The following is a 14,304-nucleotide window of genomic DNA, read 5'->3' on the forward strand; positions in this document are numbered from 1 at the left end:
CCTCTGACCTGGAATGGACGGTGCTGAGCGCGCCCAAGACCGCTCCTATTCGGGCGGCGGCGGGACCGGATCGTCGTCTATCCTCCGATTCGAGTGGGACTGCTTTCGGTCTCGCCACGTCTTTGGAGGAGGTGGGTCCGGTCACTGGGACCGACGCAGGGGCCGAGAACGGCCAGGCGGAGCGACCCGACGGAAGCGCTGAGACGTCGGCGGAGCGCACGGCCCGCTTCGAGCGGGACGCCCTGGGCTTCCTCGACCAGATGTACTCGGCGGCGCTGCGCATGACGCGCAACCCGGCGGACGCGGAGGACCTGGTGCAGGAGACCTACGCCAAGGCGTACGCGTCGTTCCACCAGTTCCGTGAGGGCACCAACCTCAAGGCGTGGCTGTACCGCATCCTCACCAACACGTTCATCAACTCGTACCGCAAGAAGCAGCGCGAGCCCCAGCGCAGCGCCGCCGAGGAGATCGAGGACTGGCAGCTCGCGCGTGCCGAGTCGCACATGTCCACCGGTCTGCGCTCCGCCGAGTCGCAGGCGCTCGATCACCTGCCGGACTCGGACGTGAAGTCCGCACTGCAGGCGATCCCCGAGGAATTCCGCATCGCCGTCTATCTGGCCGACGTAGAGGGCTTTGCGTACAAGGAGATCGCGGACATCATGGGGACACCCATCGGTACGGTGATGTCCCGGTTGCACCGCGGCCGTCGCCAACTGCGCGGCATGCTCGAGGACTACGCCCGTGACCGCGGCCTCGTCCCCGCCGGCGCCGCGTCAGAGTCGTCGAACGAAGCGAAAGGCTCAGGCTCATGAGCTGCGGAGAGCCGCACGAGACGGATTGCAGTGAAGTCCTGGACCATCTGTACGAGTTCCTGGACCACGAGATGCCGGACAGCGACTGCACCAAGTTCGAGACGCACTTCGAGGAGTGCTCTCCGTGCCTGGAGAAGTACGGCCTCGAGCAGGCGGTCAAGAAGCTGGTGAAGCGCTGCTGCGGCTCGGACGACGTGCCGGTCGACCTGCGCGCCAAGGTCATGGGACGCATCGATCTGATCCGCTCGGGCGAGGCCGTGCCCGAGCACGACGTGACGGTGGAGACGGTGACCGCCGAGGGCAGCGTGTCCGCGAAGAGCCTGCGGGCCAAGGAAGCCTGACCTGCCGGTAGTTGAGCGTGAGCAGGCCGTGACGGGATGTCCGTCACGGCCTGCTTTTTGCTGTGCCCCCTCGTTCACCGTCACTCGTACGTGCCAATTTCCGCGCGCGGGGCTCGGAGCGGGCGGCAGTCGTTCTAGTCTCCGGACCTTGGAACGTGGTCCCTGGGGACGGTCACGGGGGACCGAGGACGGTCGCGGGGGAGGAGGCAGCGCCATGCGGTCCATCGCTCCATGGGCGCGCGCCTACATCCTGTGCGCCGCCCTGGCGGCCGCCGCCTGCGCCGCGCCCGCGGCGGGCTCGCGCACGCCGTGGGCCGCGCTCGCGCTGCTCGCCGTGCTCTACGCCGGGTGCGAGCAGATCACCCGCTGCCGGATCATCGGCCGCCGCGCCGGAGCCCCCGCCAACGGCCTCGGCACCTTCTTCCCCGTGCTGCTCGCCGCCGTCTTCCTGCTGCCGCCCGCGGCCGCCGCGCTCGTCGCGGTGCCGGGCGCGCTGCTCGCCCGCGTGGAGCGGCGCCCCCGGTGGGTGCGCAGGCTCTGGCGCGCGTCCCAACTCGCCCTGGCGGCCTGGACCGCCGCGTGGACGCACGACGCGCTGGGCGGGCGCGAGGCCGTGGCCGCGCCCGACTTCCCGTACGCGCTCGTGCCCGCGGGAGCGGCCGTCCTCGCCTTCTCCGTCGTACTGACCGTCCTCGACGGCGGCATCCTCGCCACGGCGGAACGGGTGCCCGTGCGGAGCGCGTGGCGGGGGCTCTTCCTGCGGTCGTTCGCGCCGGTCGCCGTGCACGGCCTCGCCGGCCTGATGATGGCGGTCCTTTGGCGCAGTCCGTACGGGCCGCTCGCCGCGCTCCTGGTGCTGCTGCCGATGGGGGTCTCCTGCTGGGTCTTCGCCCAGTACCACCGCGAGCGCGCCGCCCACCAGGCCACCATCCGGGCACTCGTGCAGGCCGTCGACATCAAGGACCGCTACACCCGCGGGCACAGCGAGCGCGTGGGGCGGGCCTCCGTGATGATCGCGCGGGAGCTGGGGATGGCGGACGAGCGGGTGGAGAGCCTGCGCTTCGCCGGGATCCTGCACGACGTCGGCAAGCTCGGCGTACCGACCCGGCTGCTGCGCAAGGACGGGCCGCTGACCCCCGAGGAACGGCGGATCATCGAGCTGCATCCCGAGTACGGGCACGAGATGGTGCGCGGGATCGGCTTCCTCGGGGAGGCGCGGGCGGCGATCCTCCACCACCACGAGCGGATGGACGGGAGCGGGTACCCCTACGGGCTCGTCGGACGGCAGATCCCGGAGTTCGCCCGGGTGGTGGCCGTCGCGGACGCGTTCGACGCCATGACGTCCACGAGGTCCTACCGGCGGGGGCGGCCCGTCGCCGCCGCCGTGGCCGAGCTGTCCCGGTGCGCGGGGGCGCAGTTCGACCCCGCGATGGTCACCGCCCTGCGGCAGGCGCTCGACCGGCACGGATGGCACCCCGCGGTCACCGCCGATCCCGCGGACAGCGTGCCGTCACCCCGGCAGGGGGCACCCGGCGTGCCCACAGGGCCGGGGGCGGGAGCACGGTGAGCGCCTCTCCGCCGGGACCCGGCAGGGTGGGCACCACGGTGGCGGCCTGCGTGTACGGCGCCGCCGCGCTGCTCACCCTGCTCGGTCTCGGCTGGACCCTCTGGCACGGCGTCGCCGAAGGGGGCATCGCGCTCGCCTTCGGAGGGCTCGTCACCGTGGGAGAGCTGGCCCGGTGGGGTACGGGAGGCAGCGACCGGGAGCCCGCGCCGCTCGGGGCCGCGGGGGCGCTGGCGTACGCGCTGCTCGGGGAGGCCGGCGGACAGGCCACGCATCACGGCGTCTTCCAGGTGATCGCCGTGGTCGTGGCGGCCGCGCTCGTCGGGGCCGTGCCGCATGTGGCGCTCGGCAAGGGGCCCGCCCTCGACCACGTGGCCCGGCGCGTGCTCACCGTCGGATTCGCCGCCGCCTGCTTTCAACCGCTCTACAACGCGGGAAAGTTGGGGGAGTGGGTCGGCCATGGGCCCGCCTTCGCCGCCGTCATCGTGGCGCTGCTCGTCCTGACCGCCCTCTGCGACGCCGTGCTCGCCGCGGCCATGGCACACGCCCGTACCCGCTGGCCCTTCGGACCGCTCCTGCGCGACGAACTGCGGGCCATGCTCGGCATCGGGTCCGCCGTCTGCGCGACCGGGGCCGTGATGGCGCTCGCGGTGGCCGTGGCGGGGCTCTGGGCGCTGCCGGTGTTCAGCCTGCCGCTGCTCCTGACCCAGCTGTCCTTCGGGCGGTACGCGGCGGTGCGGACCACCTACCGGCAGACCATCACCTCGCTCGCCCGGTCCACCGAGATCGCCGGGTACACCCCGCAGGGCCACGCCCGCCGCGTGGCCGCGCTCAGCCGGGCCGTAGGGCGTGAGCTGGGACTCTCCACGCCGGACCTGGCCGTTCTGGAGCACGCGGCCCTGATGCACGACATCGGGCAGCTCTCCCTCGTCGATCCCGTGCCCGCGGGCGCCACCGCCGCCCTGCCGGACGCGGAACAGCGGCGGATCGCCCTGCTCGGGGGCGCCGTCGTCCGTCAGACGGGGGTGAACGGCGACGTCGCCGTGGTCGTGGAGCGGCAGGCCGACCCGTACCGCGATCAGCCGCTCACCGCCCGTATTGTGCGGGCCGCCAACGCGTACGACGAGATGGCCAGGGGAGAAGGTCCCGGGGGCCCTCTCAACGCTCTGGAGCGGCTGCGCCTCGGCACCGGCCGCGACTACCAGCCCGAAGTGGTGGAAGCCCTGGCCCGAGTGCTTTCGCGGGGCGGTCATAGCTTGCCGCCGGTTGGGTAACCCATGGGTAATGAGCGGCCGTCCGACCGTACGTGGTTGGATGCGAAGAGGGCCCTCGGGCACAGCGGAACACAGGAACTTGAGCATCGGCAGGCGGGAATCGTGAGGATCTTCGGCAAGGGACGGCACCGGCCCTCCGCCTCATGGCGGCAGGCCACCGACCGCGCCTTCACGCTGATCGGCGACGGGCGGTACGAGGACGCGGGCGCACTCCTGACCCGCGCGGCGGATCTCGAGCCGTGGCTCTCGGAGTCCTGGTTCAACCTCGCGCTGCTCCACAAGTTCCGGCACGACTGGGAGCAGGCGCGGGCCGCGGGCCTGCGGGCCGTCGCGCTGCTCGACCGGTCGGCGGGCGCCCCCGACTGGTGGAACGTGGGGATCGCCGCCACCGCCCTGCAGGACTGGCCCCTGGCCCGGCGTGCCTGGCAGGCGTACGGCCTGAAGGTGCCCGGCGGTGTGGCCGCCTCCGGGGAGCCCACCGGCATGGACCTGGGCAGCGCCGCCGTGCGGCTCTCGCCCGAGGGCGAGGCCGAGGTCGTGTGGGGGCGCAGGCTCGATCCCGCCCGCATCGAGGTGCTCTCCATCCCGCTGCCGTCCTCCGGGCGCCGCTGGGGCGAGGTCGTGCTGCACGACGGCGTTCCGCACGGCGAGCGGACGACGGGCGCGGGCGACTCGTATCCCGTCTTCGACGAGATCGAGCTGTGGGCTCCCTCACCCGTCCCCACTTGGGTGGTCCTCCTGGAGGCCGCCACCGAGGACGATCGGGACGCCCTGGAGAAGCTCGCCGCGGACGCGGGCTTCGCCGCCGAGGACTGGTCCTCGTCCGTGCGGCTGCTCTGCCGGATGTGCTCCGAGAGCCGCATGCCGAGCGACGAGGGCGACGGCGAGCACCTGGACCCGCACGACCACAGCGAGCCGGGTCACCCCGGCCCGCTCGGCCACCGCAGCCCCGGCGCCCTGTGGGTGCCCGAGCGGGAGTGCGGCATCGCGGCGCCCGCCGCCCTGGTGCGCGGGCTGCTCGACGGCTGGGTCGCGGACAGCCCGGACTCCCGCGACTGGCGGGATCTGGAAGAGGTCTGCTGACTCCTGGCCGTAGGCTGTACCGGCACTATCTCTCGTGGGTTCCCAGGAAGGCGTACGTCGGACAATGGCGCAGGACACTGAGCAGCAGGCCTCGGGCGGGGTCCTCCCCGTCGACGACGAGGGCTTCGTCATCGACACGGAGGACTGCGAGGAGCGGGAGACGGCCTGGCGCGAGCGCGGCACGTCCCGGCCCATCACGGTCGTCGGCAACCCCGTGCTGCACAAGGAGTGCAAGGACGTCACCGCCTTCGACGCCGAGCTCGAGCAGCTCGTCGCCGACATGTTCGCCAGCCAGCGGACCGCCGAGGGCGTGGGCCTGGCCGCCAACCAGATCGGCGTCGACCTGAAGGTCTTCGTCTACGACTGCATGGACGACGAGGGCAGGCGGCACGTCGGCGCGGTCTGCAACCCCGTCGTGCGCGAGCTCCCCGCGGACCGGCGCCGCCTGGACGACTCGAACGAGGGCTGCCTCTCCGTGCCCACGGCCTACGCCGAGCTGGCCCGCCCGGACTTCGCCGAGGTCACCGGGCAGGACGAGAAGGGCAACCCCATCAAGGTGCGGGGCACCGGGTACTTCTCGCGCTGCCTCCAGCACGAGACGGACCACCTGTACGGCTACCTCTACATCGACCGCCTCTCCAAGCGTGAGCGCAAGGACGCGCTGCGGCAGATGGAAGAGGGCACCCCGCGCTACCCCGTCGTGCCGAACGACTAGTCGACTCCGGACTCGCGCGCACCGCGAGTCACCTGCGGCCCCTGGCCGGGAACTCCCTCCCGGCCAGGGGCCGTTCGCATGAACCGACCCGAACCGGTCAGCTGTGCGATCGAATCAGGCTCTTGGTGATCCATAATCAGTCACGTACGGGGATTTTCTCGGCACTGGGGGGTAGTGAATGGCGCAAATCTGTTCCCTGAACGGTCAGTTGTGGTGCTGAATGGAAAGCGCGGGGATACGCAACGGCGCGCGCCCGGTACGGCGGGAGGGGCGTGCGTCCTCACGCGGCTGAGAGGGGTTTGTCCGTGCCTGCATATTCACATGGCATTTCACCGACACAGACACATGTACGGGTGGTATCCGTGCCACCGGCGTTGGCACTTCCGGTGATCGAGTCAGGGTTTCCTCGCCAGCTGCACCCGTATTGGCCGCAGCTCCAGGAGAAGTCCAGGACGTGGCTGCGCGAAATGCGCCTCATGCCCGCGGACAAGGTCGAGCGGTACGCGGACAGCCTCTGCTACACGGATCTGGTGGCCGGCTACTACATTGGCGCGCCGGACGAGTTGCTCTGCGCGATAGCCGACCTCAGCAGTTGGTTCTTCGCGTGGGACGACCGGCACGACCGCGACTCGGTGCACGGCAGGGCGGCGCAGTGGCGCCGACTGTGCCGCGGGCTCCACGAGACACTCCGGGCCCCCCGGCAGCAACTGCACCACCGTGACCCCCTGGTGGCGGGGTTCGCGGACTGCGTCCTGCGGCTGTACTCGCACCTCGGGGCGGGCTGGAACGCCCGGTTCGCGCGGCATTTCCACAGCGTGATCGAGGCGTACGACCTGGAGTTCAGGAACCGCAGGACCGGAACCGTCCCGACGGTCGAGGCCTACATCGAGCTGCGCCGGCTGACGTTCGCGCACTGGACCTGGATCGACCTGCTCGAACCGACCGCGCGACAGGAACTGCCGACGGCCGTGCGGAAGCATCCCGCATATCGGCGGGCGGCGCTCGCCACGCAGGATTTCTCCGCCTGGTACAACGACCTGTGCTCGCTCCCCAAAGAACTCGCGGGAGATGAACTGCACAATCTCGGGATCAGCCTGATCCAGCACGAGGGACTTTCCCTGGAAGAGGCAGTGGCGGAAGTCCACCGGCGGGTCGTCGGCTGCATCTCGGATTTCCTGGTGGCAGAAAAAGAAGTGCTCCACATCGCCGGGCAATTGGCCGACGGAAGCGTGCAGGGCAGGGCGCTCTCGGGCGCGGTGGAATCGTGCATCACCAATATGCGGAACTGGTTCTCTTCCGTGTATTGGTTCCATCACGAATCCGGTCGCTATCGGGTGGACAGCTGGGACGACAGGTCAATTCCCCCGTACGTGAGCGACGCGGTAATGAGCGACTTGGCCGAAACTGAATTGGTGGGTGAGGAATGAGCGTCGAATCCGCGGTGTCCGCGACAACGACTCCGCCGCTCGTCAGCGGCGGTGCCCCGCTCATCGGCCACGCCTGGAACCTGGTGCGCGACCCGCTCGGCTTCCTCGCCGCGCTACGGGATCACGGTGATCTCGTACGCATCAGGCTGGGACCCAAGACCGCGTACGCGGTCTGCGATCCGGAGCTGGTCGGCAAGCTGCTCAGGAGCCCCGACTACATCGTCGGAGGACCCCTCTGGGACACCCTGGAAGTGCTCCTCGGCAAGGGGGTCGCGACCAGCAACGGCAAGCTGCACCGGCGTCAACGGCGCATGATGCAGCCCTCGTTCAGGCCCGAGCGGATCGCCGACTACGCCAAGGTGATGGAGGAGGAGGCCCGGACGACCGCCGCGCGCTGGCGGCCGGGCGACACGATCGACATCAACGCGGAGATGTTCCGCACCGCCGTGCGCGTCGTCTCGCGCTCGCTCCTGGAGGTCGAGGCGATCAGCGAGAAGGCGGACCGCATCGCCGAATCGCTGCACACCGTGTTCGAGGGTCTCTACCGCAGGATGGTGCTCTCGGTCGGGCCGCTGTACCGCGTGCCGACCCAGGGCAACCGCCGCTTCCAGAGCGCGCTCGCCGATCTGCACGCACTGGTCGACGAGATCATCGCCGAAGGCAGGGCGGCGGGCGGAGATCAGGACGACCTGTTGGCCGAAATGCTGCGGGCGCGCGATGAATCAGGGCAGCCGCTCAGCGATCAGGAGGTTCACGACCATGTGATCTCCCTTGTCGTGGCGGGCGCCGAGAATATCGCGGCGACACTGGCATGGACCTTCCATCTGCTGGCCGAACACCCCGAGCAGGAAAGGCGATTGGTTGAAGAGGTAAATTCCGTCGCGCCGGACCGGGAGATCACATTCGCCGACCTCGGGGACCTTCCGCACACCCGGAATGTCGTCACGGAGGCCATGCGTATACAACCGGCGGCCTGGATATTCACCCGCCGGTCGGTGGGAGAAACCACCCTGGGTGGCTACCGCATTCCGGCCGGTGCCGACATCGTCTACAGCGTGTACGCGATGCAGCGCGATCCGCGTTCCTTCGAGCAACATCTCCGGTTCGACCCGGACCGCTGGAATCCGGAACGAGCGCAAGACGTACCGGAGTTCGCGATGATGCCGTTCGGCACCGGCAACCGCAAGTGCCCGGGCGACCATTTCAGTCTGGCCGAACTCGCCATCATCCTGGCGACGGTGGCCCCGAAGTGGCACCTGGCGCCGGTCGACGAGACCGACGCCGACACGAAGATCGGCATCACGCTACAGCCGAAGCGTCTGGTCCTGCGGGCCGAGCGACGCTGACGGCGGGGCCGCGGAAGGTGCGGCGGTAGGCGTTCGGCGTGGTCCCGAGCGCCCGCAGGAACTGGTGGCGCATCGCCGCCGCGTTGCCGAAACCGGCACGCCCGGCGATGGCGTCCACCGTCTCGTCCGAGCCTTCGAGCAACTCCTGCGCCAGGAGCACGCGTTGGCGCAGGAGCCAGCGGTAGGGCGTGGTGCCGGTCTCCTGCTGGAAGCGCCGCGCGAAGGTGCGCGGCGACATGTGCGCGCGCTCGGCGAGCCGCTCGACGGTGATGTCCGTGTCCAGATGGCGCTCCATCCAGGCGAGCACCCCGCCCACGGTGTCGCACGCCGTGCGCGGCAGCGGCCGCTCCACGAACTGGGCCTGTCCGCCGTCGCGATGGGGCGGCACGACCATGCGCCGGGCCATGGCGTTGGCGACCTCGGTGCCGTGTGCCTGACGCACGATGTGCAGGCAGGCGTCGATCCCGGCGGCGGTCCCGGCCGAGGTGATGACCGGCCCCTCGTCCACGTACAGGACATCGGGCTCGACCCGGGCGAGCGGATACCGCACCGCGAGTTCCGTGGCGTGCCGCCAGTGCACGGCGCAGCGGCGGCCGTCCAGGAGTCCCGCGGCGCCGAGCACGAAGACGCCGGAGCAGACGGACAGGACGCGGGCCCCGCGGTCCACCGCCCGGCGCAGGGCGTCGAGCAGGTCCTCGGGGTACTCGCGGTCCACGAACGCCTGGCCTGCGGGAACGGTGATGAGGTCGGCCTCTTCGAGCCGGTCGAGGCCGTACGGAGTGGTGATCGTGAACCCGGCGTGATTGCTCAGCGGCCCGCTCTCCGCGGCGACCACCGCGAAGTCGTACGCGGGAAGGCCCGCGTCACTCCGGTCGAGCCCGAACACCTCGCAGACGACACCGAGTTCGAAGGGATTGACGCCGTCGAGCAGCACGGCTGCCACGTTCTTCAGGGTCCCGGCCTTCAGCATGTCGCCAGTGTGCCGCAGGAGTGGCAGTAAGTCGATGGTGTGTGGCAGTCCTGCCACTGACGCGCGGGCCCGGCGCGCAGGACAGTGAGGACATGAACACATTCCTCGGATACGTGACCGTCCTGGCCGTCCTCCTCCTGCTGGCCGCGCCCTCGCTCGTCGGGTACGTCCACGACCGCCGGATCGACCGCGAACTGCGTGAGGCCCCCCGCGCCCCACGCAGCTCGCGGCAGTCTGAGGCCCTAGAACTCGTCGTCGAAGGAGACCGAACCCTCGACCGCGACCTGGTAGGCCGAAGGGCGCCGCTCGAAGAAGTTGGTCAGCTCCTGGACTCCCTGGAGTTCCATGAACGAGAACGGGTTTGAGGAGCCGTAGACGGGAGCGAAGCCCAGCCGCTGGAGCCGCTGGTCGGCGACGCACTGCAGGTACTCGCGCATGGAGTCGGTGTTCATGCCGGGCAGGCCCTCACCGCACAGGTCGCGCGCGAACTGCAGCTCGGCCTCGACGGCCTCCTTGAGCATGTCCGTGACCTGCGTCTGCAGCGCGTCGTCGAAGAGCTCCGGCTCCTCCTTGCGGACGGTGTCGACGACGTCGAAGGCGAAGCTCATGTGCATCGTCTCGTCGCGGAACACCCAGTTGGTGCCGGTGGCCAGGCCGTGCAGCAGACCGCGCGAGCGGAACCAGTAGACGTAGGCGAAGGCGCCGTAGAAGAAGAGCCCCTCGATGCACGCGGCGAAGCAGATCAGGTTCAGCAGGAAGCGACGCCGGTCCGCCTTGGTCTCCAGGCGGTCCATCTTCTCGACGGAGTCCATCCACCGGAAGCAGAACTCGGCCTTCTCGCGGATGGAGGGGATCTCCTCGACCGCGTCGAAGGCCGCGGCGCGGTCCTCCGGGTCGGGCAGATAGGTGTCGAGCAGCGTCAGATAGAACTGGACGTGCACGGCCTCCTCGAAGAGCTGACGGCTCAAGTAGAGCCGGGCCTCGGGGGAGTTGATGTGCTTGTAGAGCGTGAGCACGAGGTTGTTGGAGACGATCGAGTCGCCGGTGGCGAAGAACGCGACCAGGCGGCCGATCATGTGCTGCTCGCCGGGCGAGAGCTTGGCGAGGTCGGCGACGTCCGAGTGGAGGTCGACCTCCTCGACGGTCCAGGTGTTCTTGATCGCGTCGCGGTAGCGCTCGTAGAAGTCCGGGTAGCGCATCGGGCGCAGGGTCAGCTCGAAGCCCGGGTCGAGGAGGTTCTTCTCGGCGTTCGTGGTGGAGCTCATTACTGGCAGGCCTCGCAGGACTCGGGGTTTTCCAGGGAGCAGGCGACGGCTTCTTCGGCCGAGACCTGTGCGGGAACGGGGGCGGGAGCGGACTCGGCGCTCTTGCCGGCCGCCGCGCGGGCGATGCGGGTCGCCGGGCGCGAACGCAGGTAGTACGTGGTCTTCAGACCCTGCTGCCAGGCGTATGCGTACATCGAGGAGAGCTTGCCGATGGTCGGCGTCTCCAGGAACAGGTTCAGGGACTGCGCCTGGTCCAGGAACGGCGTGCGCGCGGCGGCCATGTCGATCAGGCCGCGCTGCGGGATCTCCCACGCGGTGCGGTACAGCTCGCGCACCTCGGCGGGAATCCAGCTGAAGCCCTGTACGGAGCCGCTGGATTCGCGCAGCGCCTCGCGGGTCTGGGCGTCCCAGACGCCGAGCCGTTTCAGCTCCTCCACCAGGTAGGCGTTGACCTGGAGGAACTCGCCGCTCAGCGTCTCGCGCTTGAACAGGTTGGAGACCTGCGGCTCGATGCACTCGTACACGCCCGCGATGGACGCGATCGTGGCGGTCGGCGCGATGGCGAGAAGCAGCGAGTTGCGCATACCGGTCGCGGCGATACGTTCCCGCAGCGCCGCCCAGCGCTCCGGCCAGGTCAGCTCGACGCCGTAGTGGTCGGGGTGCAGGACGCCGCGCGCTGTGCGGGTCTTCTCCCAGGCGGGCAGGGGGCCATTGCGCTCGGCGAGGTCGGCGGACGCCTCGTACGCGGCGAGCATGATGCGCTCGGCGATACGCGTCGAGAGGGCACGCGCGGCGGGGGAGTCGAAGGGCAGCTTCAGCTGGAAGAAGACGTCCTGCAGACCCATGGCGCCCAGGCCCACCGGGCGCCAGCGGGCGTTCGACTTCCCGGCCTGCTCGGTCGGATAGAAGTTGATGTCGACCACGCGGTCGAGGAAGGTGACGGCGGTACGGACGGTCTCGTCGAGCCGCTGCCAGTCGATGTCACCGGCGGCCGTGTCCACGAACGCGCCGAGGTTCACCGAGCCCAGGTTGCAGACTGCCGTCTCGCCGTCGTCCGTGACCTCCAGGATCTCCGTGCAGAGGTTGGAGGAGTGGACGGTGTGGCCGGGCTCCGCCGTCTGGTTGGCGGTGCGGTTGGCGGCGTCCTTGAAGGTCATCCAGCCGTTGCCGGTCTGCGCCAGGGTGCGCATCATGCGGCCGTACAGCTCGCGGGCCGGGATGGTCTTGCGGGCCAGCCCGGCGGCCTCGGCCTTGCGGTAGGCCGCGTCGAACGCGTCGCCCCACAGGTCCACGAACTCGGGCACGTCGGCCGGGGAGAACAGCGACCAGTCCTGGTCGGCGGCGACCCGGCGCATGAACTCGTCCGGGATCCAGTGCGCCAGGTTGAGGTTGTGCGTGCGGCGCGCGTCCTCACCCGTGTTGTCGCGCAGCTCCAGGAACTCCTCGATGTCGGAGTGCCACGTCTCCAGGTAGACAGCGGCGGCACCCTTGCGACGGCCGCCCTGGTTCACGGCGGCGACGGAGGCGTCCAGGGTCTTCAGGAACGGAACGATGCCGTTGGAGTGCCCGTTCGTGCCGCGGATCAGCGAACCGCGGGCGCGGACGCGGGAGTACGAGAGGCCGATGCCGCCCGCGTGCTTGGAGAGGCGCGCGACCTGGTGGTAGCGGTCGTAGATGGAGTCCAGCTCGTCCAGCGGGGAGTCGAGGAGGTAGCAGGAGGACATCTGCGGGTGCCGGGTGCCGGAGTTGAAGAGCGTCGGCGAGGACGGCAGGTAGTCCAGGCGGCTCATCAGGCGGTACAGCGCGGCGACTTCGTCCACCGAGCGCGTGGAGCCGTCCTCGGCCAGACCGCTCGCCACGCGCAGCATGAAGTGCTGCGGGGTCTCGATGACGTGCCGGGTGATCGGGTGGCGCAGGAGATAGCGGCTGTGCAGGGTGCGCAGGCCGAAGTAGCCGAAACGGAAGTCGGCGCCGTCCTCGAGGGCGGCCTCCACGAGACCGTCGAGGCGCTCCGCGTGATCGGTGACGAACGCGGCCGTACGGTCCGCGATCAGACCCTCGCGGTGCCCCACGGCGACCGAGTCGGAGAAGGACCGCACGCCCTGCGACGCGGCCTCGTCCCGGATGCTGAGGCTGAGGAGCCTGGCCGCGAGCTGCGAGTACGTCGGGTCCTCGGAGATGAGGCCGGCCGCGGCCTCGGTCGCAAGCTCCCGCAGCTCCGCCACATCAGCCTTGGCCGAGCGGCCCCGCAGCGCGGCGGCGGCGACCCGGCCGGGGTCGGCGTCGGGGAGGTCGGCGGTGAGGTCGGTCAGGGTACGCAGCAGCGCGGTTCCTGGGCCGTCGGCGGTCTGCTGACCGCCGGTGTTCTGCGCTGACGCAGGTTCGGCTGGCGCGATGGTCACGTGGAGCACTCCCTCGCTCGGCTCAGGGCCTTGGGGAGGGGTGAGTGACACACGGGGGCCCGCCCTGGGCAGGGCTGCGCTCCGCGTCCACCAGCCCATTCCACGAGGCCCGGACGTCGTCGGCACCCGGACCGGTCGGAACGGATGCGCTGTCGACAGGTCTTCGGACTAGAGAGCACGACAAATGCGCACTCATACACCGTTGCGGGACAGTTCCGGACTTGCACCGGATTCCCCTGCGGCGACAGCGAGCACGAGCATACATCTTGTGCTGGCTCTGGGAGTCAGCCCCACATCTTGTGTCGGCGCGCGTATCCCCTAGGGTGGCGCCGAACTGATGGGCGACCAGGGGGAGACGGCGTGCGAGGGCGGGGCGCGGGCTGTGCGGCGGTGGTGCTGATGCTGCTCACCGGGTGCGGGGAGGGCGGCGAGAAGGCGGAGACGAAGCCCGCGCGCCCCCCGGCCACGGCGGCCGGAGTCGACGGAGACGTGGACCCCGGCAAGGTCTTCACGGACGCCGAGCTGAAGGCGGCGCTGCTGCCGGCGAAGGCCGTCGGCGCGCGGGCCAAGGTGGTCAACGGCACCACGGGCGGCTTCAACCAGCACTACGGGGGCGGCGACTGGGGCGGGTGCGAGGCCGGCCGCGGGGCGAGCGCGGAGCTGTCCGGCATGCGGGGAACCAGCGCCGGCCACATGATCCTTCCCTTCCCCGGCGCGATCGCCGACGAGGGGGACCCCGTCCTCTCCCAGACCTTGGTCTCGATGCCGGACGCGCGGGCCGAGCGCCACGTCGAACTGCGCCGACAACTCCACAAGGTGTGCCCCAGCGTCACCGTGGACACCGAGGCGGCCCCGGTGGTGGAGCATCACGTGGCCGAGGACCTGCCGGGCATCGGCGACGAGGCGATCCTGGAGAGCACGCGGTACGAGGGCGGCGACGACTACGACGAGGAGACCCGGTACTACAAGGCCGAGGTGCGGGTCGGCGGCGTGCTCGTCCTGGTGGACGCGGGCCCGCACAAGGACCTGGTGATCTCCTCCGCGGCCAAGGCGGCGGGGCGGGTCAGGACCGGGCTCTACAAGGCCTCGTAAGACCTCCTGATCC

At 70.3% G+C, this 14,304-nt stretch carries 12 protein-coding genes and 1 riboswitch; of the genes, 9 read left to right on the top strand and 3 right to left on the bottom strand.

The window, feature by feature from the left end; translation table 11 throughout:
* Positions 1-131: 131 nt before the first annotated feature.
* The 8 genes from ACWGIH_RS06345 (at position 132) to ACWGIH_RS06380 (ending at position 8,562) form a co-directional block, all read left to right on the top strand.
* Positions 132-812, top strand: coding sequence for a sigma-70 family RNA polymerase sigma factor (locus ACWGIH_RS06345; RefSeq protein ID WP_336605886.1), 681 nt, complete (start codon positions 132-134; stop codon positions 810-812).
* On the top strand, positions 809-1,153 hold the full coding sequence (rsrA, locus tag ACWGIH_RS06350; RefSeq protein WP_453444152.1) for a mycothiol system anti-sigma-R factor: 345 nt from the start codon (positions 809-811) through the stop codon (positions 1,151-1,153). The genes ACWGIH_RS06345 and rsrA overlap by 4 nt, the downstream gene beginning before the upstream one ends.
* A gap of 214 nt (positions 1,154-1,367) precedes the next feature.
* A complete protein-coding gene (locus tag ACWGIH_RS06355) occupies positions 1,368-2,720 on the top strand; it encodes an HD-GYP domain-containing protein (protein ID WP_453444153.1) in 1,353 nt (450 codons plus the stop codon).
* Positions 2,621-3,991 carry an HD-GYP domain-containing protein gene (locus ACWGIH_RS06360; RefSeq protein ID WP_453444154.1) on the top strand — a complete coding sequence of 457 codons (1,371 nt, stop codon included), beginning with the start codon at positions 2,621-2,623 and terminating at the stop codon, positions 3,989-3,991. The genes ACWGIH_RS06355 and ACWGIH_RS06360 overlap by 100 nt, the downstream gene beginning before the upstream one ends.
* Positions 3,992-4,093: 102 nt before the next feature.
* Complete coding sequence (locus ACWGIH_RS06365) at positions 4,094-5,074, top strand: tetratricopeptide repeat protein (protein ID WP_351163657.1); 981 nt, start codon at positions 4,094-4,096, stop codon at positions 5,072-5,074.
* Between the two features lie 64 nt (positions 5,075-5,138).
* Positions 5,139-5,789: a peptide deformylase gene (gene def / locus ACWGIH_RS06370; protein ID WP_453444155.1), complete on the top strand. Its 651-nt coding sequence runs from the start codon at positions 5,139-5,141 to the stop codon at positions 5,787-5,789.
* A gap of 305 nt (positions 5,790-6,094) precedes the next feature.
* Positions 6,095-7,216: an epi-isozizaene synthase gene (gene cyc1, locus ACWGIH_RS06375; protein WP_453444293.1), complete on the top strand. Its 1,122-nt coding sequence runs from the start codon at positions 6,095-6,097 to the stop codon at positions 7,214-7,216.
* The gene (locus tag ACWGIH_RS06380; RefSeq protein ID WP_453444157.1) at positions 7,213-8,562 is read left to right on the top strand and encodes a bifunctional albaflavenone monooxygenase/terpene synthase; all 1,350 of its coding nucleotides are present in this window, start codon (positions 7,213-7,215) and stop codon (positions 8,560-8,562) included. The genes cyc1 and ACWGIH_RS06380 overlap by 4 nt, the downstream gene beginning before the upstream one ends.
* On the opposite strand, the gene ACWGIH_RS06385 is transcribed toward ACWGIH_RS06380, so the two are convergent.
* From ACWGIH_RS06385 to ACWGIH_RS06395, 3 genes are all read right to left on the bottom strand, one after another.
* Positions 8,516-9,532 carry a helix-turn-helix domain-containing protein gene (locus ACWGIH_RS06385; protein WP_453444159.1) on the bottom strand — a complete coding sequence of 339 codons (1,017 nt, stop codon included), beginning with the start codon at positions 9,530-9,532 and terminating at the stop codon, positions 8,516-8,518. The two genes, ACWGIH_RS06380 and ACWGIH_RS06385, sit on opposite strands and share 47 nt — an antisense overlap.
* Before the next feature lie 242 nt (positions 9,533-9,774).
* Entirely contained in the window at positions 9,775-10,797 is a 1,023-nt protein-coding gene (locus ACWGIH_RS06390) for a ribonucleotide-diphosphate reductase subunit beta (RefSeq protein WP_453444160.1), read from the bottom strand.
* Entirely contained in the window at positions 10,797-13,199 is a 2,403-nt protein-coding gene (locus ACWGIH_RS06395) for a ribonucleoside-diphosphate reductase subunit alpha (RefSeq protein ID WP_453444162.1), read from the bottom strand. Before ACWGIH_RS06395 ends, ACWGIH_RS06390 begins: the two co-directional genes overlap by 1 nt.
* A 137-nt stretch (positions 13,200-13,336) precedes the next feature.
* Positions 13,337-13,460: riboswitch (cobalamin riboswitch) on the bottom strand.
* A 99-nt stretch (positions 13,461-13,559) separates the two neighbouring features.
* Here ACWGIH_RS06395 and ACWGIH_RS06400 point away from each other — a divergent pair.
* On the top strand, positions 13,560-14,291 hold the full coding sequence (locus ACWGIH_RS06400) for a hypothetical protein (protein WP_453444163.1): 732 nt from the start codon (positions 13,560-13,562) through the stop codon (positions 14,289-14,291).
* Positions 14,292-14,304: the final 13 nt, after the last annotated feature.

Source organism: Streptomyces sp. NPDC054872, from assembly GCF_053610705.1.